The organism is Haloferula sp. BvORR071, from assembly GCF_000739615.1.
GTDB lineage: Bacteria > Verrucomicrobiota > Verrucomicrobiia > Verrucomicrobiales > Akkermansiaceae > Haloferula.
In genome coordinates this window covers 1-25,819 of the sequence record NZ_BATP01000051.1, presented here as the reverse complement: position 1 = coordinate 25,819, position 25,819 = coordinate 1, and the positions used below count along the sequence as shown (strand labels likewise).

12 protein-coding genes are annotated in these 25,819 nt (G+C 63.4%); 8 read left to right on the top strand and 4 right to left on the bottom strand.

The window, feature by feature from the left end; genetic code table 11:
• The first annotated feature begins 28 nt into the window (after positions 1-28).
• The 5 genes from BV071_RS25210 to BV071_RS25190 all read left to right on the top strand — a co-directional run bounded on the left by BV071_RS25210 (position 29) and on the right by BV071_RS25190 (position 16,885).
• Complete coding sequence (locus BV071_RS25210) at positions 29-757, top strand: hypothetical protein (protein ID WP_265594863.1); 729 nt, start codon at positions 29-31, stop codon at positions 755-757.
• 121 nt (positions 758-878) lie between these two features.
• Positions 879-1,610 carry a hypothetical protein gene (locus BV071_RS25205; RefSeq protein ID WP_265594862.1) on the top strand — a complete coding sequence of 244 codons (732 nt, stop codon included), beginning with the start codon at positions 879-881 and terminating at the stop codon, positions 1,608-1,610.
• Positions 1,611-1,995: 385 nt separating this feature from the next.
• Positions 1,996-6,501, top strand: coding sequence for a LamG-like jellyroll fold domain-containing protein (locus BV071_RS25200; protein ID WP_035613151.1), 4,506 nt, complete (start codon positions 1,996-1,998; stop codon positions 6,499-6,501).
• A gap of 405 nt (positions 6,502-6,906) precedes the next feature.
• Positions 6,907-11,790 (top strand): autotransporter-associated beta strand repeat-containing protein, encoded by a 4,884-nt coding sequence (locus tag BV071_RS25195; protein WP_035613150.1) that lies wholly within the window; start codon positions 6,907-6,909, stop codon positions 11,788-11,790.
• Positions 11,791-12,280: 490 nt separating this feature from the next.
• A complete protein-coding gene (locus BV071_RS25190) occupies positions 12,281-16,885 on the top strand; it encodes a hypothetical protein (RefSeq protein WP_035613148.1) in 4,605 nt (1,534 codons plus the stop codon).
• Between the two features lie 101 nt (positions 16,886-16,986).
• Here BV071_RS25190 and BV071_RS25185 read toward each other — a convergent pair whose 3' ends face one another.
• Positions 16,987-18,114, bottom strand: a complete 1,128-nt coding sequence (locus tag BV071_RS25185) for a glycoside hydrolase family 43 protein (protein ID WP_052573885.1) — start codon at positions 18,112-18,114, stop codon at positions 16,987-16,989.
• A 152-nt stretch (positions 18,115-18,266) separates the two neighbouring features.
• On the opposite strand from BV071_RS25185, the gene BV071_RS25180 reads away from it, so the two are divergent.
• The 3 genes from BV071_RS25180 to BV071_RS25175 all read left to right on the top strand — a co-directional run bounded on the left by BV071_RS25180 (position 18,267) and on the right by BV071_RS25175 (position 19,675).
• Complete coding sequence (locus BV071_RS25180; RefSeq protein WP_265594861.1) at positions 18,267-18,929, top strand: hypothetical protein; 663 nt, start codon at positions 18,267-18,269, stop codon at positions 18,927-18,929.
• A gap of 129 nt (positions 18,930-19,058) precedes the next feature.
• Positions 19,059-19,265: a hypothetical protein gene (locus tag BV071_RS35730; RefSeq protein ID WP_265594860.1), complete on the top strand. Its 207-nt coding sequence runs from the start codon at positions 19,059-19,061 to the stop codon at positions 19,263-19,265.
• Between the two features lie 86 nt (positions 19,266-19,351).
• Complete coding sequence (locus BV071_RS25175; protein ID WP_265594859.1) at positions 19,352-19,675, top strand: hypothetical protein; 324 nt, start codon at positions 19,352-19,354, stop codon at positions 19,673-19,675.
• Positions 19,676-19,711: 36 nt separating this feature from the next.
• Here BV071_RS25175 and BV071_RS25170 read toward each other — a convergent pair whose 3' ends face one another.
• From BV071_RS25170 to BV071_RS25160, 3 genes are all read right to left on the bottom strand, one after another.
• Entirely contained in the window at positions 19,712-20,113 is a 402-nt protein-coding gene (locus BV071_RS25170; RefSeq protein ID WP_265594858.1) for a hypothetical protein, read from the bottom strand.
• A 181-nt stretch (positions 20,114-20,294) separates the two neighbouring features.
• The gene (locus tag BV071_RS33655; RefSeq protein WP_052573884.1) at positions 20,295-22,466 is read right to left on the bottom strand and encodes a response regulator; all 2,172 of its coding nucleotides are present in this window, start codon (positions 22,464-22,466) and stop codon (positions 20,295-20,297) included.
• A partial coding sequence (locus tag BV071_RS25160) for a response regulator (RefSeq protein ID WP_035613142.1) occupies positions 22,467-25,819 on the bottom strand: 3,353 nt, incomplete at its 5' end.

The following is a 25,819-nucleotide window of genomic DNA, read 5'->3' as shown; positions in this document are numbered from 1 at the left end:
TCCAATTCTCCCGGACTCTGGTAGAACCATGAAACCGCCTCCCCTTCGTTTGCTGTCCGCCACGCTTGCGCTCCTCGCTGCGGGCTTGGGCAGCGCCTCTGCCCAGCAGGCCACCCGCAAGGTGCAATTCCGCACGCTCGGCTTCGCGCACGCCACGGGCGCAACCGAAGTCTACCTGGCCGGAGCCAAGCCGAAGGACGGGCCGCTGGCGGTCCCGGTTTACACCGGATCGGTCTCGCCGGTGATCGAGGCAAGCTTCACGACGCCGGAGGCCGTCTTCATCGGCAAGGAGCCGGGGAGCAAACCCCTGGCGCGGGCGACGCTCTCGAAGTCGCCGCGGCAGCTGTTTTTCTTCGTGCCGTCCAAGGAAGGTGCCGGCACGGCGTATGACGTACAGGTCTTCGACGACGACACGACGAGCTTCAAGCTGGGCACGATCCGCGCGATCAACCTGGCGCCGGTCGCGGTGCGCTACACCTTCGGGCAGGGCGCACCGGTGGAAGTCGCCGCGGGGAAGAGCGTGATTTTCCCGCAATCCGCGACCAAGGACGAATTCAACATGTATCCGGTATCGCTGGAATACAGCGAGGCGGAGGGCAAGTGGATCAAGGCCTACTCCTCCAGCTGGAAGGCCAGCGCCGAACGCCGCGAGATCGTGGTGAGCTACCTCGAAGCCGGCGGCACCACGCCGACCGTAAAATCCTACTCCGATATTCCGCCGTGGACCGAAGCACCCGCGAAGGCTCCCCGCCGCTGATTTGCTTCCCCCACCCCACCCATTTGAGTTCCCTGCGCGCGAGGACGGTACTTGCGCCCGTGCGCTTGCCAGCCGATTGATGTCCTTAACAAAACTCACCAGATTGACCCGCTCCGTGAAAGTGAACCCACCACTCCGCCTCCTACTGGCTGTCGCCAGCCTTTGCCTCACCGCCGTCAGCGCCGATGCGCAGACGCGCAAGGTGCAATTCCGCACGCTCTGCCTGGAGCATGTCGGCGAAATGACGGAGGTGGCGCTGCCCGCCGCCAAGGTCGATGATGCGCCGGTGGCCGTGGCGCTCTACACCGCCTCCATCTCGCCGGTGATCGAAGGCGTCTTCGCCACGAATGACGCCGTGTTCATCGGCAAGGCCCTGGGACCGGACGGCAAGCCGGTGCCGGTCGCGACGGGCCCGCTGGCCAAGAGCAACCGCCAGCTCTTCTTGTTCCTGCCGGCCAAGGCGGGCTCCAAGATCCCATACGAGGTGAAGGCCTATGATGACGACACGGACTCCTTCAAGCTGGGCACGATCCGCGCGATCAACCTGGCGCCGACCCAGGTCCGCTTTATCGTCGCCGGCAGCACCAGCCCGCCGATCCCACCGCTGAAGCATGCGATTTTCCCGCAGTCCGCGAAGAAGGATGACTACAACATGTATCCCGCGAAGGTGGAATTCCTGAGCGGCGACGGCAAGTGGTTCAACGCCTACTCCGCGAGCTGGAAGGCGAGCGATGAACGCCGCGAGATCGTGATCACGATGGTGGATGAGAAGTTCAAGCAACCGGCAGTGAAGACCTTCTCGGACATCCCGCCGTGGACGGAAGCACCGCCTGCCCCGGCACCGCGGCAGTGAAGCGGAGAGCCTAGAGCTCAGAGATTTTGAAGCCCCCGGACCAGTGATGGTTCGGGGGCTTTTGCGTTTGGGAGGAGGAGATTTTTCAACCGCGAAAGGACGCGAAACCCGCGAAATTTGAACGCCCGGTAAACCACGGAATACGCGGAACACACGGAAGGTTTTTGGGTTCCGCCGTGGTGGCGGAAAACCACCCGCACGGGGGGTAGGAATGCGATGGGGCTTTGGAAAGGGTGATAGCGAGGAGATGCCGTGAAACCAAGGACGGTGCTGCCGCTCCTGTTTCCTGCTCCGGCCCAGAGGAGCAAGCGACTTCTCCCAGCCTCCGCCAATGGATGCCCCGATTCGGGCCGCCGGCAGCGGAGACCCCGACCCCAGACAACCCATGAAATCCAACACGCACCGACTTCTTCCGGTTGCCACGCTCGCGCTCCTCGGATCGCAGTGGCAAGCCACCGCCAGCATCGCGCCGTACGCGGCGGATGCGAATACCACCTACCTCTACCACTTGGATGAGCCTGCCGATACCACCGCGCCTTTCAGCGATCCGGCGGTCAATTCGAGCACGCTGAGCACCTCGGGCCAGAAGGCGATTCCCTTCGATGGGAATCCCTATGCGGGCGATGGCATTGCGCAGCCTGCGCCCGGCGTATCGCAGCTCGGAGCGGCGGGCCTGACCGGCTTCGGCAATTCCGCGAACATCACGGCCGCGGACTTCGGCCTGGGCGTGGACCTGAATGGCAACAACGCCTTCGACATGGGTGATGCTGCTCCTGCCTCCGCGGACCAGGCAGCAGACCACGGCAATATCTTCGGCGTGGGCAACCGCTTCACGCTGGAAGCGATGGTCAAGGTGCCCTCGATCACCTCCGGCATCCGGCACATCATCAGCACGGATGACAATGGGGCGACCGCTGACCGCGGGCTGATCTTCCGGATCACGGCAGGTGGCCTGCTTGAGTTCAATGCGGTGGGTTCATCCGCGACCTTCACGGTGCCGATCCCGACGACCGGCCCGCATGCCTGGAATGCCGCCAACTGGTATCATGTGGCGGCGGTTTACGATGGCTCGAACGTGCTGCTGTATTGGACCAAGGCGGACCCGCTCTATGCCACCGCCAACCTGATCGGCACCGCGGCGCGCTCGGTGGATTTCAATGACGATGCTCTGCTGGTGATCGGCAACGAGGGCCGCGGCACCTCGGGTGAAGGCTTGCTCGGCCAGATCGATGAGGTGCGGATCTCGAATGTCGCGCGCACGCCCTCGCAGTTCATCTTCCGCTTCGTCGATACGGATAGCGACGGGATGGATGACGGCTGGGAGACCGCCTACTTCGGCAATCTGGCACAGACCGCCGCGGGTGATGCCGATAGCGATGGCCGGACCAACATCCAGGAATACACCGATGGCACGATCCCCAACAATGCCGACAGCGATGGCGACGGCTTGACCGACGGCGAGGAACTCAGCGGCTCGAAGAACCTGTTCGCGCCCGGGACTCCCACCAACCCGCTCTTGGCCGACAGCGACGGCGACAAGCTCTCCGACAAGGAGGAGAACGGCTCGCTCAACACCGCCTTCGGCAGTGCGCCCTCCAATCCGAACGATGCCGACACGGATGACGACACCATCAGCGACTACGAGGAGGTGGTGTACAAGGCGAACCCGAATTCCGCGGCCAGCGTGCCGGCACCATCGCTCTTCTACCTGATCAACAATACCCGCCGCAACGGCAGCTTCGAATTGCTGGGAGCCGCTCCCGGAACGGCGAATGCCGCTAAAGCCGCGAACTGGGATACCGCTGCAGCGGGCGATGTGACCTACTGGACGATCTGGCCGGTCTCCACTGCCAACGGCGACAGCGGGACCGAAACCTCCGGCACTGCCACCAATGGCACCAAGCGCGGCTACATGCAGGCGGGCAACGCGGTCTACAACCTGACCGATGTGGTGGCGCAGGAAGGTGACGTGTATGCCGCGACCTGGCGCCATGTGGCCACCGCCGGCACACTCTCGGTGAACCTGGTGTACGACAGCGATACCAGCGCGGGAGTCAGCATCGTACCGATCGACGCCTCACTCGCCACCACCACGGCGGCAGGTGGCGTGGGCCACTTGGTCTTCCGGATTCCGGCGGGCAGCCCTGCGATCGGCAAGCAGATCGGCATCGGCCTGCGCTCCGCGGCATCGTGGATCGGGCTGGATGAAGTGGCGCTGAACATCGCCGACCGTGACTCCGATGGCGACGGGCTGGGAGACTTCTGGGAGGATCAGTACTTTGGCAACAACGACGCCATCCCCACCCCTGCGGAACTGGCATTGCAAAGCGGCACGAGCGACTTCGACGGCGACGGCCTGAGCAACGCGGCAGAGTTGGCACTGGGGACCTCACCGAGCGACACCGACTCCGACGACGACGGCTTGAGCGATGGCGAGGAAGACAGCGGCTCGAAGAACGCGGCCTTCTTCAACCAGCGGACCAGCCCGACCGACGCAGACTCCGATGACGACGGGGTCTCCGATGGTAACGAGGTGAATGGCACTCTCAACGTGGCCTTCGGCCATGCGCCGACCGATCCGAACCAAGCGGACACCGACTTCGACTCGTGGTCGGACGCGCTCGAATTCGCCTACGGGACCAATCCCAACAGCGACACCAGCGTGCCTGCGCTCCATGAACTGATCGGCCTGAGCAAGCGCAACGGCGGCTTCGAGACCATCAACGGCGGCGTGATCAACACCGCCAAGATCGCGACCGGCTGGGATGCGGCCGGCAACGACGTGGACGAATGGAAGAACTGGACCGAGCAAGGTGGCACCTACACCGACACCGGCGTGGAAGGTGGCGGTACCGCCGGGATGAAGGCCTATGTCCAGAACGGCAGCGCGCTCTACAACCTGCCACCCTACGCGGCCAAGGCCAGCAACGTGCTACGCCTGACCTACAACCGGATGGGTGGCAACACGCTGGCCGCCTACTTCATCTATGAGTCCGGCGGGGCGATCCTGCAGATCCCGACCAGCACGATCCAATCCTCCACCGACGGGCTGAACAAGCAGATGGTCTTCACCATTCCGGCCGGCAGCCCGGCGATCGGCCAGCGGATCGGCGTGGGCTTCAAGAACTCCCAGGGACAATGGGCGAGCCTGGACAATGTGGTGCTGACGGTGATCGATGCCGACTCCGATGGCGATGGCCTGAGCGACTTCTGGGAAGACCAGTTCTTCGGCAACAACGACGAGAACCCGACGCCCGCCGAGCTGGCGCTGCAGAATGGCAGCGGCGATGCCGATGGTGATGGCTTCAGCAACGAACAGGAAGAGAGCGGTGGCTCCAGCCCGATCCTGGCTGCATCGATCCCCGGTGACGTCGATGGCGATGGCCTTGCGGATGCCTGGGAGATCGGGAACTTCGGCAGCTTGACCGCGCAGAATGGCAGCGGTGACCCGGATCGCGATTACTCGACCAACGAGCAGGAAGAGACCGCGGGGACCAGCCCAATCGATTCCACCCAGTGGCCGGACAGCGATGGCGATGGGCTGGCCGACGGCTGGGAGATGGCGAAATTCGGCAATCTGACACAGACGGCGACGGGCAACCCCGATGGTGACAGCGGCGACAACCTCGCCGAGATGATCGCGGGCTCGAATCCGGCTAGTTCGGCATGGACGCCGACGCGCGCCCAGCTCACCCACCGCTGGAGCTTCAATGGCAACCTGAATGATTCCGTGGGCGGCTCCAATGCCACGATCGTGGACGTGGGTGCGAATGACGCGACGCTCGGCAGCAACGAGGTGACCATGACCGGTGGTGACCGCGCCTCCTCCGACTATGTCGATCTGGGCACGAATCTGCTGCAAGGCAAGATGACGCCGGTGACGATCGAACTGTGGGCAACGCAGAACCAGGTCCAGCAGTTCGGCCGCATCTTCGACTTCAACAACGATACGACCAACGAGTATCTGTTCATGGCCTTCAGTGCCGGGACGAACGTCGACAGCAACCGGGTCGGCATCAAGGACACCACGGAAACGACCCTGGACCTGCCGGGTGCCTACGATCTCGGCACGAAGTATCACATCGTGATGACGCTGACGCCGGCCTTCAACGAAGGGGCGACGAATGGCACGCAGGTGAGGTGGTACTCGGCACCGGCGGGCAATGCGAATCCGCTGGGGGTGCAGAAGGGAACATTCCTCACGCCGCACCATCTGGTGACGCTGAACGATGTGCACAACTGGCTGGGTCGCTCGATCTGGCCGGGCGATGGCACCGCCAGTGCGAGCTTCGACGAGGTGCGGATCTGGGATGGCAAGCTGACCGAAGTGGAGCGCGAGCTCTTCCAAGTCTCCGGGCCGGATGTGATCTCCTTCGCGGACAGCGATGGCGATGGCCTCTTCGACGCATGGGAGATCTCCTACTTCGGCAACCTGGCGCAGACGGCAGCGGGCGATCCGGACCATGACGGGATCAGCAACGTCGATGAGCAGACGGCCTTCTTGAATCCGACAAGTGCGGGTGGTGGGATTGTCGACACCGATTCGGACGGGCTCGATGATGCTTGGGAGACGACCTACTTCGGCAGTCTGACCGAAACGGCGGCCGGTGACTTCGACAAGGATGGCACCGACAACCTGACGGAGTTCCTGCTGGGCCTGGTCCCGAATGACGGCAAGTCGGCCTTCCAAGCGACACGGGCGGCGAATGGCACGATCACGTGGCCGAGTGTGGCCGGGACGACCTTCAAGATCGAGCGGAGCCAGACGATGGCAGCGGGGTCTTGGACAGTGCTGCAAGCAGCGTATGCGGGTCAGGCCGGGACGACGAGTTACAGTGATCCAGCGCCTCTGGCGAACAAGGGCTTCTATCGGGTGACGCTGAATCCTTGATGGTCTGATTTGTAGGTTCTCGTTGCGTTGTTGTTTGGGTTCAACGATGCGACAGGGGTTCAACCGGGGATCGCGGAGGCGGTCCCCGGTTTTTTGTTTCGGGCCGGATCTAACAGCGGATCCCCGCGGCGTGGTGCAATCCAAAACCACCCGCACGGGGGGTTGAGGGTGGTGTTGCGGAGGCGGATGGTTCCGAGTGTCAGGAGTTGTCCGACAGGTGTGCCGGAAACCCAGCCGGATGTGCACTCCAGCGGTGCATGTGACGCCACGGCAGCGACCAACCCAAGGCACTTTCTTCTCTTTCTGATCCGACTCGATCCAAGCCGCTCTGCGGGTGCCTCAAACCGGCGGCGGCAAGGAGCACGCCCAGCAACAAGCATCTCGACTCTCACGACCTCTATACCCATGAAACCCGCTTCGAATTCCTATCCCCTGCTCCAGCCAGTCTTTACCGGCCGCGCCGCGCTGTTGATGGCAGCCTTGGCTTATTCATCCGCTTCGGCGGCAGTGATCCAGAAGGCCAACAATGCCACGGACCTCAATCTGGCGGGGAGCTGGACCGGTGGCGTGGTTCCCGGCAGCGCGGATGTCGCTTCGTGGAGCTCTACGGTGACTGGTGCGAATTCGGTGAACCTGGGAGCGGACCTGAGCTGGACCGGCATCCAGATCGCGAACCCGGGCGGTGCGGTGACGGTGGCTGGTGCGAATACGCTGACGCTTGGCACCGGTGGCATCGATCTCAGCACCGCGACGCAGGATCTCACGATCAACGCGGGCCTGACGCTGGGTGACAACAAGCATCGCACGTGGAATATTCCTGCCGGAAGGATCCTGACACTCGGCGGCGCGGTGATCCGCAGTGCGGGAGCCACGGTGAACGTGTCCGGAACCGGCACGGTCAACACCCCGCTTCTCAATACCAACGGCATTGTCGGCCCATGGCTCACTTATGGAGGCAGCGCATGGGCCACGGATGCCGGCGGCTTCCTCGCTGCGCTTGATCCGGCGGATAGCGGTGCGGTATCGGCCGTTCCCACCGCCAGCGGCACGGGCAACTTCGATGTCTCGCTGGGAGGAACGCGGACCGGCGTACTGACCGTGAACACCATCCGCTACACCGGTGCAGGTGCCGCGACCTTCGCGGGATCAGGCAACAATGATTTCATCATCAACGGCCTGATGAACTCGGGTGCGGGCACGCTGATCATCACGCGGACGGGCAGCGGCCGCTTCCGCGCCAACGACGCGGTCAATGGCGAGATCGTCTTCAACGCCGCGACCGGTGACATCAATATCCAGTCGCCCTTCCGCGCCGGCACCTACGGGATCATCAAGACCGGCCCGAATGTGGTGCTGCTGAACAACAATGCCTCGGACGGCTACACCGGCCCGACCCGGATCAACCAAGGGATCCTGCGCATCGCGGCATCGACCAACACCACGATCGGCAACAACTCGGCGGTAAGCTTGTCCGACACGGCGGGGGCCGGCTTGGATCTGCAGACCTTCGCACAGACGATCGGCTCGCTGGCCGGTGGCGGAGCCAATGGCGGCAATGTGACCGGCACGACGGCCACGCTGACGATCGCGGGCAACAATGCGAGCCCGGTGAGCTATGGCGGCTCGCTGGCGCTGGGCACGGCTGGGATCATCAAGCAGGGCCCCGGCACGCAGATCCTGACCGGAGTGAATACTTACACCGGCACGACCGCGGTGCAGAACGGGGTGCTGCAGATCGCTGGTGGCTCGCTGGCAAGCCCGACGCTCACCCTGGGCAACGGGACCACCAGCGGCAAGCTGGTGCTGGGCGGCAGTGCCGGTCCGGTGAACCAGTCCTTTGCCACGGTCAGCACCTCCGGCACGGGTACTGCGAATGCAGTAGTCGGCGGCGCCTCGACGGGATCGACCCTCGGCCTGGCGAACTCGGGGACTTTCGCGCTCACCCTCGGTGGGGCGGGCACCAATGAGAGCAACCTGGGCGTGGTGAAGACCGGTCCCGGCACTCTCTCGCTGACCGGCTCCGCGACGATGGCGGGTGCCACCAGCATCGCCGAGGGCATGCTTGAATTCGGCGGTAGCACGCCGGGCAACCAGGCAACAACCGGCAATATCACGGTCGCGGATTCCGCGGCGCTGGGGGTGAAGGTCATCAACCCGTCGCAGACGCGGCTGAGCAGCGGCGCGCTTTCCTTCGGCAGTGCGGATGTGACCACCCTCGCGGTGGATTTCGGCGGTCTTGCGAATCCCACGGCTCCGGTGATCAATGCGGCCGGGGCGCTGGCAGTGCCGGGCTCGAGCGTGCTGATCAACACCAACAATGTGGTGGGCCTGACTTCGGGCACGATCAAGCTGATCGACTACACCGGCGCGGCGCTGAACGGGACGCAGTTCAGCAAGTTCATCTTGTCCAACCCGAATCTGGGCGCACGCAAGACCGCCTCGCTGGTGAACAACACCGCAGGCACCTCGCTGGATCTGCTGGTGTCTGCCGACAATCCCACCTGGCGCGGCACGGTCTCGAACGGCCAGGGTGGCGCGGATTGGGACATCGACAACATCGGTGACGGCTCCGTGGGCACGCCGAACTGGGCGGTGGCCGGTGGTCCGACCACTTACCGCGAGATTTTCCCGGACAATGATTCGGTGGTCTTCGACGATACCGCGACGGGCTCCACGAATGTGAACATCGTAGCCGCGGTGAGCCCGGCCTCGATCCTGGTGAACAATGCCGCGAAGACTTACACGATCAGCGGTGCGAACATCGGCGGGTCCGGCATCCTGACGAAGAGCGGCAATGGCACCCTGATCCTGGCAAATTCCGGGACCGCTCCGAGCGGCGGGACCCAGATCACGGGCGGCACGGTGAAGCTCGGGGCTTTCTTCTCGCTGGGCGGCCAAGTCACGATCGACGGCGGTTCCTTCGACTTGAATGGCTTTGACACCACGCTGGATGTCCTCGCCGGTGCCGGGGGAAGCATCACGAACAGCGCAGCGGGTGCATCGACGCTGACGATCGGCGGTGGCTCGACCTACACGGGGACGATCACCGACGGCGGCGCGGGCAAGACCCTGGCGATCACCAAGAACGCTGGCGCGGTGGCCTTGGGCGGAACGAACACCTACAGCGGCGGCACCACCTTGAGCGGTGGCACGCTGCAGGCTAACAGCAATGGAGCGCTTGGCAGCGGCGCGATCAGCATCAGCACCGGCCAGCTCTTCCTGAACAACGGCGTGAACCTCAGCAATCCGCTGACGATCACCGGCGGTGGGGTCACCGGCCAGGGGGTGGTGTATGTCCCGACGGCATCGACGAGCGCGACCTACAGCGGACCGATCAACATCACCGGGGCGGCAAACGCCGGCGGCCACTTTGCGGCGAATTCCACGGGCGGCGTGCTGAACATCACCGGCGTGATCACCTCGACGGTGCCGGTTTCCGTGCGCAACGGCGTGGTGGTCTTCAGCAATACCGGCAGCAGCTATCCGCAGATCTTCAACAACGGCGGCGGCACGATCCGGCTGGGCGCGAACAACGCGATCCCAACGACATCGACGGTGGACATCTCGAACGTGGGGACCCTCGACCTCGCGGGCTTCAACCAGACCTTGCCCTCGATCACTTCAAGCGGCGATCCGGTGACGAACTCGGTGGTGGGCACTTCGACCCTGACGACCACCGGCACCTACGACTTCGATGGTGTGCTGCAAAACGGCGGCACCGACATGCTGCTGGCGCTGAATGTGAGCAGCGGCACAGTGAAGCTGCTGCGGGCGAATACCTTCACCGGCGGCACGACCATCGCGAGCGGCGCGACGGTGCAGGTGAACAACGCGAACAGCGTCGGCGGCACGGGTGGCAATGTGGCCCTCAGCGGGACGCTCGACCTGAGCAATGGCGCGGGCACCTCGATCAACCTGAGCGTGGGAGCTCTGAGCGGCGCGGGCACGGTGACCAATTCAGCAGCGGGCGCGGCGACCTTCACCAGCGGTGGCGCGACCAACAGCAGCTTCTCCGGTGTGATCCAGAATGGCGCGGGGGTGACCTCACTGACGAAGAGTGGCGCGGGCATCCTGGAGCTGAGCAATGCAAACACCTACAGCGGCAATACCCAGCTCGGCACGGCCAATGGCGCGGGCGGGATCCGGGCGAGCGTCTCGGGTGCGCTGGGAAGCGGCACGCTTCTGTTCGATGGCTCGGGTGGTGCGGCACCGGGCGGCCCGACCAGCCGTCTGGAACTGGTGAATGGGATCACGCTGACGAATGCGATCTCGCTGAACCAACGCAACAATGCCAGCGCGGCGATCCTGAACGTCAGTGGCAGCAATACCCTGAGCGGTGCAATCGACATTGCCGGCGGTGGCGCCCAGGCCAACATCCAATCGGACGCCGGGCAACTGACCTTGTCGGGACCGATCGCCACCTCGATCGCCACGGTGCGGAATCTGCACCTCGGCGGAGCGGGCAATGGCGCGGCGAATGGGATTATTTCCAACGGTGCCAGCAGCGTGACCGTGACGAAGGAAGGCAGCGGTACCTGGACACTGACGGCAGCGAACACCTACACGGGCACGACGACGGTGAGCGAGGGCACGCTGAGCATTTCGCAAGCGGTGCTGGCCGATGCGGCCGCGGTGAACATCGCGACTGCCGGTGTGCTGAACCTGACCCACGGCACGAGCGACACGGTGGACAGCCTGTTCATCGATGGGGTGCAGCAAGCGGCCGGCACCTGGGGCAGCTTGTCCTCATCCGCGACTAACAAGACCGCTCGGATTACCGGCAGCGGTATCTTGTCGGTGAGCAAGGGTGCGGTTCCCGGCGGCTTCAGCACTTGGGCGAGCGCAAGCGGCCTGACTACGGGTGTGAATGACGGTGCTGCCCAGAATCCGGACAATGACGGCTTCGACAACGGCACAGAATACATCCTCGGCGGCAACCCGCTCAGCGGCAGCAACAATCCGAAGGTTTACACCTTCCTCGCGGATACCGAGGCGGATGTGGATGCGCTGAAGGAGCTGGTGGTGACCATCGCGGTGCCAGCGGGAACTCCGGCCTTCACGACCGCGGCGCCTTCGACCGCTACCTTCGATGGCTTTGCGATTCAGGTTCGGGGCGGCACTGATCTGAGCAGCTTCGCAGCCACGGTGACTCCGGTTGCACCGGTGACGACCGGTCTGCCGGCAGCCCCGGTGCAGGGCGGGATCACCTACGAGTATCGCTCCTTCAGCCTGGGTGTCTCGAATGGCACGCCGACGAAGGGCTTCCTGCAAGTGCGGGTGACGCCGTGAAGTGAGCTGGATTTTGGTTTGGGTTCAAAACCAAGGGTTAGGCCGGGGATCGCGAAAGCGGTCCCCGGATTTTTTTGTTGCCGAAGGAAGCTTCGCTGCTGTGCGGATGAGCACTCTGGAAAAAATGTGCATGAATTTTCCCAGAATCATGAAGATATGCGCAACCAAGCTGTCCGACAGGTGTTTCCGTGGGTTTGCCGCGGATTCCAGCCGCTCAAAGCCCGTATTTTGGTGCTTTAATGTTCAACCCAATGCGGTGACGGCGAAGATTCCAGTTTGACAAAATCAAAACTCCCGCAGCTAATGTGCATAGAATTGCACTGATGCCATGCGACATCCGCCCCAAGGGATGGCAGGCATCGGGATTCCAAAGCCCCCGCCGGCAGGATTCCGGCAAGAAGCAAGCCACGCCCCCGGGCCGCACCTTGTGTCCGCTTCTTGTCCCCTCCCCCGGCTCGCGCAAGCGACTCCCACGAACCGTCCATAACCCATGAAATCCAGGACTCCTACCCTGATACCCACAGCCGTCATCCTGATTGGTGGCGCCTGGCAAGCCCATGCCGCCTTCACGGCGGTCGATAACTTCAACTCCCGCAGCCTCGGCAATGTCGGCGGCCAAGGCGGCTGGGTGGCAACCGACACCACCTCCGCGGTGGTGTTGGTGGACCCCGCCAATCCGATCAACAAGATCATGCGCCATTCCGGCAGCGGTGCGGCGGGGATCCCGCTGCCCGCAAGCATCGCGGAAAATTCGACCGGGACCTTCTTCATCCGCGTGAAGCGGGTGAGCACCACGAACGACATCTCCTTCGGGCTCTCCGACCTGGCGGCGACCACGACCAACGTGAACAACTTCGCCTCCTTCGAGGTGCAGCCGAATGTCAATGGGCTCGCTCTCCGCGGCCGCGATGTCGGCGTGGTCACGCCGAACGTGGTGAACAACATGCTCGACACGACCTGGTACAAGATCTGGATCGTGGTGAACAACAATACCGGCAGCGCCACCTCCAACGCGGTGACGCCGAATGACAACTACAAGTACTACGTCCAGGTGGACGACGGGCCGCAGACGGAATACTTCCCGACGGACGGGATCTGGAATTTCCGCAATGGCACGACCACGGCGCTGATCACGGCGCAGTTCAAGACGCAGACCGCAACCAGCTCGCTCTATTTCGACGACATTTACGTCGACAATACCGCGGCGAACCTCAGCGATCCGACCGCCGTGGCGAATCCTGATACGGATGGCGACGGACTGAAGGATGATTGGGAGACTTTCTACTTCGGCAATTTGGCCCAGACTGCCAGCGATGGCGCGACGAACGGCGACAACGACGGGCTGACCAACCTGCAAGAGCAGACGCTAGGCACCAACCCGACGGTGGCGGATACCGATGGCGATGGCATCAATGACGGACCCGAAGATAGCGGCTCGGCAAACACCGCCTATGGCAATGCCCGCACCAGCCCGACCAATCCCGACTCGGATGGCGACGGCCTGAGCGATGGGCAGGAATTGACCAGCACGCCCAAGACCGATCCCAACGTGGTGGACACGGATGGCGACCTGCTTTCCGACTACGATGAGAGCATCTACGGCAGCAACGCAACCGATGTCAGCAGCCAGCCAAAGCTCTATCCCTTGATCGGTGCCAACAAGCGCAATGGCAGCTTCGAGTTGCTGGGCGGCGTGACAGGCTCAACCGCGGCAGCGGTGCACTGGGACACGGACGGGAATGGCGACGTGAACAACTGGACCATCTGGACGGGGCAGTCCACCGCGACCGCGGGAGGCACCGCCACAGGGACCCCGAGCAACGGCACCCGCCGCGCGGAGATCGACAACAACAACGCGGCCTACAACCTGACGCCCTACCAGGCCAAGGAGGGTGACATCATCCGCTTGACCTGGGACCACCTGAGCAATTCCGTGGGCACCGGCAACCACACCATGTGGGTGGTCTATGACGATGGAGCGGGCACGATTGTTGCCTTCGCGCCGACGGCCACGGTTTCCAGCGCGCCGGGCAAGCCGAACAAGATCATCTACAAGGTGCCCGCGGGCAGTCCGCTGATCGGCAAGAAGATCGGCGTGGGGGTGAAGGCCTTTGCCAACGACCAGCGGATCGACAACGTGGTGATGACGGTGGTGGATGGCGATAGCGACAGCGACGGCTTGAGCGACTTCTGGGAAGACCAGTTCTTCGGCAACAACGACGACAACCCGCAGCCCGCGGAGATCGCCCTCCAGACCGGCACCGGTGATCCGGATGGCGATGGCTACAACAACCTCGCCGAGCAGGCGGCCGGCTCCTTCCCGAACAGCGCGTCCTCCAATCCAGGGGATACCGACTCGGATGGCCTGGCAGATGCTTGGGAGCTGGACTACGCGCCGAACCTGACAGTGCTGACTGGCAACGGCGATCCGGACCACGACTTCTGCACGAACGAGATGGAAGAGACCGGCGGCACGAATCCGCTGGGTTCCAGCTCCTATCCGGACAGCGACAATGACACCCTGAACGACGGCTGGGAGCTGGCCTACTTCAACAACCTGGCAACGGGCAATATCGACTCCGACTCGGACGGCTTCTCGAACGCCGCCGAGATGGCCGCGGGATCGAGCCCGAGCGACAGCAACTGGACGCCGGTGAAGGCCGTGCTGAAGCACCGCTGGAGCTTCAATGGCAACCTCAACGATTCGGTGGGGAATTCGAACGCCCAGATCATCGATGCCGATGCCAATCCCGCCACAGGCGGCGGCTCCTCGCTGTCCGGCACGGCGGTCACCCTGAGCGGTGGCTTGAGCACGCAGAGCGACTACATCGACCTGGGTGCAAACCTGATCCAAGGCAAAATGACGCCGGTGACGATCGAGCTGTGGGCGACCCAGAACTCGGTGCAGAACTGGGGCCGGATCTTCGACTTCAACAATAACACGACCAATGAGTATCTGATGATGTCGTGGACCGCCGGGGTGAATGCGAATGCGGACTCGGTGGAGTGGAAAGACACGAGTCTGGTCAACAAGGCGAACACGCTGGCACCCTTTGCACTGGGGACACAGTACCACATCGTGATGACGATCATCCCGAGTGTGAACACGAATGGTGAAGTCGCCAACGGAGCCCGGGTGAACTGGTATGCCGCGCCCGCGGGATCCACTTCCCCGCTGGGATTGATTCAGGGCAGCTTCGATGTGCCACACCATCTGGTCACCTTCAACGACCTGCACGACTGGCTGGGCCGTTCGATCTCGGCCACGGACAACACTGCCAATGCGAGCTACGATGAGGTCCGTATTTGGGACGGTGCACTGTCCACCACCGAAGCCGCGGTAGCCCAGGCCGCCGGACCGGATGCAGCGAACCTGACGCTCGACAGCGACTCCGACGGCCTGCCGGATGCGTGGGAAGTCGCCTTCTTCGGAAACACCAGCGCCCAGAATGGTGCCGGTGATGCCGATGGCGACGGCTCCAGCAATGCCGCGGAACTCGCTGCGGGCAGCCTGCCGAACAACATCGCCTCAGTCCCCGGCGATGCCGATGGCGATGGGCTGGGCGATGCGTGGGAGTTCACCAACTTCGGCGGCTTCCAGGCCACGCCCGGTGCCGATCCGGACGGCGACCGCGATACCAACCTGGTGGAGTTCACCCACAGCACCGATCCGAACCTGAAGACCAGCTTCTTCAGTGCCACGAATGACAGCGTGCCGGATTCCTGGAAGGCCTTCTACGGCATCAGCAGCCAGACCGGCGAGTCGGATCTGGATGAGGGCAGTGGCGATGGCTTGGACAACCTCGGCGAGTTCACCGCCGGGACTAGCCCGATCGACAAGGACAGCGACAATGACGGACGCTTCGATGGTCCCGAGGTCAACGGCCCGGTGTTCTCCAATGTGCTGGTCTTTGACACCGATCACGACGGTCTCTCCGACGGGGAAGAGGTCATCGATGAGGGTGAGACCAGCGGCTACGGCACCACTCCGACATCGCCCGATACCGATGGCGACAGCTTCGAGGATGGCTACGAGGTCAGCCATAGCAGCGATCCGCTGTCCGCGGGCAGCACTCCGGCACAACCGAATGGCTTCACTCTGGTGGAGGACTTCGATGGTCCGGGCATGGTGGCCGGCCAGAGCTTCAATGGCGTGAACGGTTGGGTCGCGAGCGATCCAGCGAAGGCCACGGTCTTCGCCAATACCACCGATGCCGACAACGAGGGCCTGTGGCTCTCGGGGAACCTGAGCAAGTCGCTGGGCGCCTCCGCGCTGCAGATCCTGAATGGCAATACCGGCACACTCTTCTTCCAGATGTATTGCGATACGGTGGCGATCGATCGCAGCCTTGGTCTCAGCGACATGAGCGTGCCCACAGGCCCGGGGGACTTCGAGGCACAGCTCGCGCCGCTGACCGGGAACATCCGCGTGCGCAATGGCGCCGCCACACCGGATACCAACTACGACCTGCCGCCGCAGCAGTGGGTCAATATCTGGATGGTGGCGAACAACGCGACCGACACGGTGAAGGTCTACATAGAGAGCCCGCTCGGCCAGACCGGCAAGATCGAGCTGACCACGGTGGGCGGCCCCTATGGCTTCCGCAATGGAGCGGCGGCCAATGCGCTGCTGTCACTGGCCTTCCTGAAGTTCGAGGCCGCCGACGGACAGATCCTGATCGACAACATCTACGTGGATGCCAAGGCCGAGAACCTGAACAACCCGCTCAGCGGCGGGGATAGCGATAGCGACGGCATGGCGGACGCTTGGGAGACCACCTACTTCGGCGGGCTCGGCCAGACAGCGACTGGTGACTTCGAGAACGATGGGACGGACAACCTCACGGAATTCCGCCTCGGGCTGATCCCGAATGACGGGAAGTCACGCTTCACGGCGGTGCGGAATACCAATGGCTCGATCACCTGGCCGAGCACGACTGGGACAACATTCAAGATCGAGCGCAGCACCACGCTAGGTGCGGGAGGCTGGACGACCTTGCAGGCGGCCTATCCGGGCACCGCAGGGACCACCACCTATACCGATCCCGCACCGCCTGCCGGCGTGCGGATCTTCTACCGCGTGAGCTTGAATTGATCGACTGAGAGAACCTTTCCTGGGTTACGAGAAACCAAAATAAACGGGTCGCCGGGGATCGTATGCGATCCCCGGCATTCGTTTTTGGACGTAGCGCGGCTTCAATCCACCTTCCACTCATCCGCCCAGTGAAGGACTGGCTTGCCTTCCTCGAAGGTGATGGGGAGCCAGATGTAACGGGAATCGGGGAGATCATCCTTGAGCCAGCGGTCGGCCATGAAGATGAACTTGCCGGGCTTGCCCGCGACCGGCTGGACGTAGGTGCCCTGCGATTGGAAGGTGATGTCGGCCTTGGCGCCGCGGGCGGGGTTGCCGAGTTCCTTCCAAGGGCCGAAGATATTGTCGGCGACAGCGGAGCGCGCGGCATTCGGCGCCCAGGCGGTGCAGCCGGAGGCGATGATGTAGTACTTGCCCTCGTGCTTGAAGACGGCGGGCGCTTCCATCTCGCGGCCGGGGAAGATCAGGGTCCACTTGCCGGTGGTGCCGAGGTAGTCATCCGTCAGCTCCGAGACGTGCATGGTTGCATTCTCCTCGGAGGCGGTGAAGAGGTAGGCCTTGCCATCGTCATCGGCGAAGACGGTCATATCGCGGGCCATCTGCCCGACCTCATGGTCGCGCACGAAGGGGAGCTTCGGATTGGCCTTCTCCTCCTCGGTGGCATTGAGTGGCCAGGCTCCCGCATCCGGGCGGAAGCTGCGGAGGTACTTGAAGGGCCCGGCGGGGTTATCGGACACGGCCACCCCGCAGCGGGCGGCGGCGTAGTTCATGCTATCGGCGTGGAACCACATCACGAACTTCTTGGTCTTCGCATTGTAGATCACCTTCGGGCGCTCCAGCACCTTCTGGGTGTGCAGGTCGCTGTCCGGATCGCTCACCGCCGGGAGGGCGTTGCCCTCGTTTTTCCAGGTGAGGAGATCCTTGGAGGAATAGCAGGAGACCCCGGTGACATCCACCCGGGTGCCGCCCCAGGACTTGTTGCAGTCGGGCAGGTAGGTCTTCCCCTGCTTGATCTCGCCATACCAGTAGTAGGTACCCTCGTGGAACAGGACGCCGCCGCCGTGGGCGTTCACCGGCTTGCCCTCGGTGTCCGGCCAGATTGCGCCCGGCTTGATCGCGGATGCGGGGGCCGCAGGCGCGGCGGTTTGGGAAAAAGCGGGGGCGGCGAGCGCCAGCCCGGCGAGGGCGGCGGCGGCACGGGCGGAGGGGCCGAAAAACCGGAACTTGCTCATAGGAAACGATTTCGTCGCCATTCGGAGCCTGAGGGTCAAGATGAATGGCCAAACCCCCACGATTGGGGGGATGGGGTTGACCGATCCGGCCCTCGCCGCCACAGTCCGCACTTTCCGATTTCCGTCCGCCTCCGCATATTTTTCCCATTCGCATGCAGCGCCAGCATCCGAGCCGCGAGACCCATGCCCACCCCGTCCTGAAACACCCGGGCCGGGCATCCAGGATCCGCGTAGACTCCGGGGAGGCCTTTGAGGAGCATGTGATGTTTTTCCGCAAGTTCCTGCGCGCACCGCTCAAGACCGGCAGCGTGCTGCCCAGCTCCGAGTATCTGACGCGGGAAATGGTCAAGCCGGTGGACTGGCCGCGGGCGCGCCATGTGGCCGAGCTGGGTGCGGGCACCGGGGTTTTCACCCGCCGGATCGATGAGATGTACCGGCCGGACGCGGAGGTGCTGATCTTCGAGAAGGACGACGCGATGCGGCAGCGGCTGCACGCGCAGTTCCCCGAGCTGAGCTTTCACCCGGATGCGCTGCATCTGCGCGAGATCCTGGCGCAACGAGGAATCCCGCCGCTGGATGGGATCATCTCCGGGCTGCCGTTTTCGAATTTCCCGCCGAGCTTGCGGAACGGGATTCTGGATGAAGCGGCAGGGGCCTTGGCTCCGGATGGGGTCTTTGTGACCTTCATGTATTCGCTGCGGCTGGTCGGGGATTTGAAGAAGCGTTTCCGCAGCGTGCGGACCACCTTGGTGCCACTGAATTTCCCGCCGGCCTTTGTGCATGTTTGCCGGGGACCGCTGGGAGTGAGTCACTGATCCTCCGGTCACCCATCAGAGGGTTTGGAGGAGAGGAGGCGCAGCCCCGCTCTTGTGATTCGGGGTGAGATCGTGTTGTAGCGCGACCTTTGGGATGATGTGCGGTTTACCGGGAGATCCCAGCTCCCCATGAGAAGCCTCCTCCTGTGTTCGCTCGCCGCTTCGCTTTGTTCGTGCACGACCTTCGTTTCGCTGATGCGGAATGAGATCAACGGGAAGTCCCATGAACGGGTCTACGAGATGACTTATCGGAACTCGCTTGCCGAGGGGGACAATGAGGAGACGGCGCACCGCAAGGCGTTGTGGGCCTCGGCGCAGTATTACAAGGGACCTTGAACGACTTTTTCCCGAGAGCCGCGCGACTCATGCGTGAGCTGTGGGTTATGATGATAAGTCCCTAGCTGCCTTCCTTGAATCCTCTCATGAAAGCGTTTGCCTCCGCTCTTGTCGTGTCGTGCTTGTTTTCCTCCTGCGCGAGTATCTTGACGAAGCACGACATCAAGAACCCCTTCAATCATTCCTATGATTTGAACTACCGCAACGCGATCGCGGAAGGGGCAACGCCGGAGCATGCGCATCAGATGGCGCTGGCGGTGGCGATCGAGAAGCACAATCAGGTGCAGGACATGCGCGAGCAGGCCAGGGAGCGGGGAACGAACCACTACTACGACTCGATCTCCAAGCAATTGGGCGTCCCGACGGCAAAGCCGAGTCCGAAGCCCGAGGTGGAGTTGAAGTGGGATTGAGGAGGAATGCGCAAGGGCAGCTTCCTCGGTAACGCTTCAGGTGCCCTCTTTGGCCGGCTTCACGCCGCTGGCTGCAACTTCGTTGGGAAAGGTATCGAAATAGAGCACACGCCTCCGTCCGTTCGCCTGAGAGAAGGTCACCTTGTCGTACATGCCGACGCGCTCGCGGCTAAAGTTGAAGTCGGGAGGCAGCGAAAATTTCGTAACCATGTAGTCCCGCTCGAAGCGGTCGATCGCTTTCAACTTCTGGTCTCCGAGGTAAGGGATGGCATTGCGCATGGAATACCCGTCCTTTCCATGGTAGCTGCGGGGATCGAGGGCGATCATGGGAAGGACGACCGGGGCGGTGAGGACCATGACGGCCCGAGAAGGGGTATAGCACGGCCCCGCGCAGCCAACTGCCAAAATGCCCGGAAGTAGTAGCAGAACGTTCTTCATGGACATAAGCGTCCGCCTCCTTGCCTGGCTGCTCATGTACGCGATCCTTCGCGAAACCCATTCGCGTGCCAAGGCCCGATGCTGGCTTCATCCTGGCAAGTCGGTCGCCCGACACCGGCAGTAGCTCTTCATGCACTCTTGCCGTGCTCCCCCGCTGGAGAAGAGACCACACCAGCCTCCCTCACTTCACCTCAGCCAGCTCCTTCTTCGGAACGACGCTGACCTCGTGGAGGATCTCTTCCAAGCGTCCCACATCCACTGGCTTCACGAGGTGATGGCGGAAGCCGTAGCCGCGGGTGCGTTCGACATCCTTGTCCATGCCGAAGCCGCTGAGGGCGACACCCATGGTGCCATTGCGGAGGGCGACGGCTTTCATCACCTCGCCGGGGCTGCCATCGGGCAGGCCGAGGTCGCTGAGGAGAAGATCGAAGTCGCGCGTGGTGGCGAATTCCAAGGCTGTCGCCACGTTGAAGGACTGGGTGACCTGATGGCCCTGCATCTCCAGCAGCAGGGTAAGCGATTCGTTGGTATCGACGTGATCTTCCAACAGCAAGATGCGGAGCTGGCGCTCGCTGCCGCGGGCGGCCGGCTTTTCCGAAGATGCCACCGCCACCGGTTCGGCGACGGTGGGTAGCCCGACCTTGACCGTGGTGCCGAGGCCGTGGCCATCGCTGTGCAGGGAAATCTCCCCGCCGTGCAGGTCCACGAGGGTCTTCGAGATCGCCAGGCCGAGACCAAGTCCCCCACCCTTCCCGTGCTGCGCTTGCTCGAAGGGCTGGAAGGCCCGCGACAGCAAGGTGGGATCGATCCCCACGCCGGTATCGCGGATGGCGATGAGGATCCCGCCATCCTTGCCGTCCGAGGAAGAGACTTCCAGCGAGCCGGCCTCGGTGAACTTCACCGCGTTCTTGATAATATTCCAGAAGACTTGCTGGAGGCGCGCGGGGTCCGCATTCACGAAGTGATCCTTGGCCGAGAGATCAAGTTTCAGCTCGAGATGCTTCGCTTCGAAGTCACTGCGGCAGATTTCCACCGCATTGCACAGCAGCTTGTGGACGTCCACGACTTCAGGATCGAGATGGACCTTGCCGGTGCCGACGCGGGTCAGGTCGAGCAAGTCATCGATCAAGCGGGCTTCCAATTCGACATTGCGGCGGATGACATCAAGGGGATGCCGGAGGCTTTCCGGCAAGGCGGGTTCGGCCGCGAGGCGCACGAGGTGGGTGATCACGGGGGTCAGGGGGGTACGGAGTTCGTGGCTGAGCATCGCCATGAAGTGGTCCTTGGCCAGGCTCGCCGCCTCGGCCTCCTGGCGGGCTTCGTTCGCCCTGCGGTAGAGTTCGACATTGTCGAGTGCCAGCGCGGTGCGATGCGCGAGTTCGCCAGCAAGCCAGAGCGTGTCCTGATTGAAGATCGCGCCCGGCTCGGTGTGGACCATCGTGATCGAACCGATGATGCGACCACGCGCATGCAGCGGCACCGCGGCGAAGCTGGTGATCCCAAGCGAGGCCATGAATTCGCGGTCGCGCTCCGGCACCAGATCGGCGAGGACCTTTTCATCGACGCGATTGCTAACGAAAGGCTTGCCGGTCTGATAGACACGGAAGGCTCCGTGCGAGGTTTCGTCCGGCCCCGGGTAGCGGATCTTGCGCAATTGGTCTTCCTGCTCCGGATCGCTGTGAGCCACGGCGACTTGCTCGATGCCTCCGGCCTCATTCATGCGGTCGATCAGACAGAACTCGGCAAGGCGCGGCACCACCAGCTTGGCAAGATTGACGAAGGTCTGCTCATACTCGAGCGATGCCACCAGCAGGCTGCTGGCATCGGCGAGGAAGGCCATGCGCTCCTTCGCTGCCTCCGCCTGGGCGCGCGCGGCCTGGGCGTGGAGAAGCTGGGCGTGCTCTTCGGCCTGGCGTTTGACCTGCTCGGTCTTGCGGAAGAGATCGACGAAGGCGGCGACCTTCGCGCGCAGGATCTCCGGGATCACCGGGGTGAGGATGTAGTCCACCGCGCCGAGCGAGTAGCCCCGAGTCACGTGGTTGTCGGTGTCATTGACCGCGCTGATGAAAATGATCGGCGTGGACTCCGAGCGCGGCCGCTGGCGGATCAGAGCCGCGGTCTCGAAGCCATCGAGCCCCGGCATGTTGACATCCAGCAGGATCACCGCGAAGTCCTGGAGCAGCAGCTTGCGCAGGGCCTCCTCTCCCGAGCGGGCGGTCTCGATATGCTGTTGAAGACCCTCCAGCGCCGTCTCCAGCGCCAACAGTTTGTCCGGGCGATCATCCACGATGAGGATGCTCGCCACCTCTTGGAAGAGGCCAACGCGTTGGGAGATGTGGGGAAAGCCCATCATTTATCGATATAGCCAGGTCCGCAGCAGGGTGAGCAGGCGGTCGGTGTCGACCGGCTTGGAAATGTAGTCGGAGGCTCCCGCGTCGATGCACTTTTCGCGATCGCCCTTCATCGCCTTGGCCGTCAGGGCGATGATCGGCAGGTCCTTGAAGCCATACATCGAGCGGATGGCGCTCATGACCTCGTAGCCGTCCATCTCCGGCATCATGATGTCCATCAGCACCACGTCGAATTCGCTGCCCTTGCGCAGCATTTCGAGCGCGAGCGCGCCCTGCTCGGCGGAGACCACGTCCATGTAGTGGCGCTCCAGCAGGCTGGTCATGGCGAAGATGTTCCGCACGTCGTCATCCACGATCAGCACACGGCGGCCGGCGAGGATGGCATTCGGGTCATTCAGGCGCTGGATGATGTCGCGGCCATGCGGTGGCAGGTCGGCGACCTTGCGGTGCAGCCAGAGCGCGGCCTGATCGTAGAGCCGCTCGGGACTGCGCACATCCTTGACGATGATGGTCTGGGTCAGGCGGTTGAGCTGCTCCTCTTCGTCCTGCGAGAGGCTCTTGCCGGTATACACGATCACCGGGAGCTGCGGGTGGCGGTTACGCATGTCCTCGATCAGGTCGAAGCCGGAAGCGCCCGGCAGCATGAGATCGACGACCACGCAATCGTAGGTCGAGGAGCCCAAGGCATCGAGAGCCTCTTCCGCCGTGCCAACGGCGTCGATCGAAGGCGTGTCGGCGAGCAGTTCCTTGAGGCTGTTGCGCTGCGTCTCGTCGTCCTCCACCACCAGCAGGCGGCCGGAGGGTTCATCGCGCAGGTGGCGCACGCGGTCGAAGACCTGATCGAGCGCATGCTGTTCGAGTGGCTTGCCGAGGTAGCGCATGGCACCCTGCTTCAGGGCATTCTCCGGCTCGGCATCGGCCGAGATCACGAAGACCGGGATGTGGCGGGTGGTGAGGTCCGACTTCAGGCGGCTGAGTACCTTCCAGCCATCGAGATCCGGTAGGCTCACATCCAGGGTGATCGCCGCGGGTTGCAGGTCACGCACCAGCGAGAGCGCCGCATAGCCGCGCGAGACGACGACGCCCTTGAAGCCGGCGACGTGGGCTCGCTCTAACAACTGGGTGGCGAACTCACGGCTGTCCTCGACGATCAGGATCACGGCGTCACCGCTCGTGACGCTGTTGCGATCGTCCTCGACGCCTTCCGGTGCGGGGAGAACCGCCGCGTGCAGCCGTGCCGAGCGCGACTCCGCGGGCACATCGATGACCGGCATGCCGGGGCGCAGTGGCAGGAAGAAGGTGAAGGAAGAGCCACGGCCCTCCTCGCTCTCGACGGTGATCTCGCCACCGAGCAAGCGCCCCAGCTCGCGGCTGATCGCGAGGCCGAGGCCGGTGCCACCGTAGCGCCGGCTGGTGCTGCCATCCGCCTGCAGGAAGGGCTCGAAGATGACCATCTGCTTCTCCTCCGGGATGCCGATGCCGGTATCCGTGACGGTGAAGGCCAGCAACTCCGGCGAATCCAGCGGCAGGAGCGAGCCGCGCAGCTTCGAGCGCTCGATGATCGAGACCTTGATCGCGACCCTGCCGCGCTCAGTGAACTTGAGCGCATTCGAGACCAGGTTCTTGAGGATCTGGTCGAGGCGCTGCTCGTCGGTGTGGATCCTGTCGGGAAGCTCCGGAGCCGTCTCGATCTCGAATTGCAGGCCCTTCTCCTTCGCGACGTGGCGGAAGGTGCGGTCGAGGTTGTCGAGGAGGTCGTCGAGGCGGAGCTCTGCGACCGAGATGGTGAAGTTGCCCGACTCGATCTTCGAGAGGTCGAGGATGTCATTGATCAGGCGCAGCAGGTCGCGGCCGGAACCGAGGATGGTCTTGGCAAAGTCGACCTGCTTCGGCGTGAGGTTGCCGTCGTAGTTCGCGCCGAGCTGGTCGGCGAGGATGAGCAGGCTGTTGAGCGGCGTACGGAGCTCGTGCGACATGTTCGCGAGGAACTCCGATTTGTACTTGGAAGTGAGCGCGAGCTGCTGGGCCTTGCCTTCCAGGGCCATGCGGGCCTGCTCCACTTCGGAGTTCTTGCGTTCCACTTCCTCGTTCTGATCGGCGAGCTGGGCGGCCTTGTCCTGGAGCTCCTTGTTGGTCTGCTCCAGCTCGTCCTGGCGGTTCTGGAGTTCGCTTGCGAGCGACTGCGATTGCTTGAGGAGATCCTCGGTGAGGGTGTTCGCCTTGATGGTGTTGAGCACGATGCCGATCGACTCGGCGAGCTGCACCAGGAAGGTTTCGTGCGTGGGGCTGAAGCCCTGGAAGGATGCCAGCTCGACCACCGCCCGGACCTTCCCTTCGAAGAGGATCGGCAGGACCATGATATTGACCGGCGCGGCCTGGCCGAGGCCGGAGCTGATCTGGATGTAATCCGCCGGCACATTCGTCAGCAGGATCGGCTGCTTTTCCAGCGCCGACTGGCCGACCAGGCCCTCGCCCATGCGGTAGCGGTTGCTAAGGTTCTTGCGCTCGGTGAAGGCGTAGCTGGCCAGCAGGCGCAGCTCCGGCTCCGCCGCCTCCGTGTCCATGATGTAGAAGATCCCGGTCTGCGCGGAGACCACCGGTGCGAGCTCGGAAAGGATTAGCTTGCCCACGGTGAGCAGGTCCTTCTGGCCCTGCAGCATGCGGGTGAATTTCGCGAGGTTGGTCTTGAGCCAGTCCTGCTCCTCGTTCCGCGATGTGGTGTCGCGGAGGTTGCGGATCATCTCGTTGATGTTGTCCTTCACGAAGGCCACCTCACCGCGGGCAGAGACCTGAATGCTCCGGGTCAGGTCGCCCTTGGTCACGGCAGTCGCCACGTCGGCGATCGCGCGGAGCTGGGTGGTCAGATTGGCCGCGAGCTGGTTTACGTTGTCGGTCAGGTCGAGCCAAGTACCAGAGGCACCGGGCACGTGGGCCTGGCCGCCGAGACGGCCTTCGATGCCCACCTCGCGGGCAACACCCGAGACCTGGTCGGCGAAGGTCGCAAGGGTGCTGGTCATGCTGTTGATGGTGTCCGCGAGCTCGGCCACCTCGCCCTTGGCTTCCACCATCAGTTTCTGGTTGAGGTCGCCTTTCGCCACCGCGGTCACGACCTTCGCGATGCCGCGCACCTGGTTGGTGAGGTTACCGGCCATCGAGTTCACCGAATCGGTGAGGTCCTTCCAAGTGCCCGCCACCCCCTTCACATCCGCTTGTCCGCCGAGGCTGCCTTCCGTGCCCACTTCGCGGGCCACGCGGGTCACTTCCGAGGCGAAGGAGTTGAGCTGGTCCACCATCGTGTTGACCGTGTTCTTCAGCTCCAGGATCTCGCCTTTGACATCCACCGTGATCTTGCGGG

Excerpts from the sequence above, each read along its gene's own strand:
- BV071_RS25210 (WP_265594863.1), top strand. The coding sequence starts at position 29 with ATGAAACCGCCTCCCCTTCGTTTGCTGTCCGCCACGCTTGCGCTCCTC.
- BV071_RS25200 (WP_035613151.1), top strand. The coding sequence starts at position 1,996 with ATGAAATCCAACACGCACCGACTTCTTCCGGTTGCCACGCTCGCGCTC.
- BV071_RS25195 (WP_035613150.1), top strand. The coding sequence starts at position 6,907 with ATGAAACCCGCTTCGAATTCCTATCCCCTGCTCCAGCCAGTCTTTACC.
- BV071_RS25190 (WP_035613148.1), top strand. The coding sequence starts at position 12,281 with ATGAAATCCAGGACTCCTACCCTGATACCCACAGCCGTCATCCTGATT.
- BV071_RS25185 (WP_052573885.1), bottom strand. The coding sequence starts at position 18,114 with ATGAGCAAGTTCCGGTTTTTCGGCCCCTCCGCCCGTGCCGCCGCCGCC.
- BV071_RS25180 (WP_265594861.1), top strand. The coding sequence starts at position 18,267 with ATGCAGCGCCAGCATCCGAGCCGCGAGACCCATGCCCACCCCGTCCTG.
- BV071_RS35730 (WP_265594860.1), top strand. The coding sequence starts at position 19,059 with ATGAGAAGCCTCCTCCTGTGTTCGCTCGCCGCTTCGCTTTGTTCGTGC.
- BV071_RS25175 (WP_265594859.1), top strand. The coding sequence starts at position 19,352 with ATGAAAGCGTTTGCCTCCGCTCTTGTCGTGTCGTGCTTGTTTTCCTCC.
- BV071_RS25170 (WP_265594858.1), bottom strand. The coding sequence starts at position 20,113 with ATGAAGAACGTTCTGCTACTACTTCCGGGCATTTTGGCAGTTGGCTGC.
- BV071_RS33655 (WP_052573884.1), bottom strand. The coding sequence starts at position 22,466 with ATGATGGGCTTTCCCCACATCTCCCAACGCGTTGGCCTCTTCCAAGAG.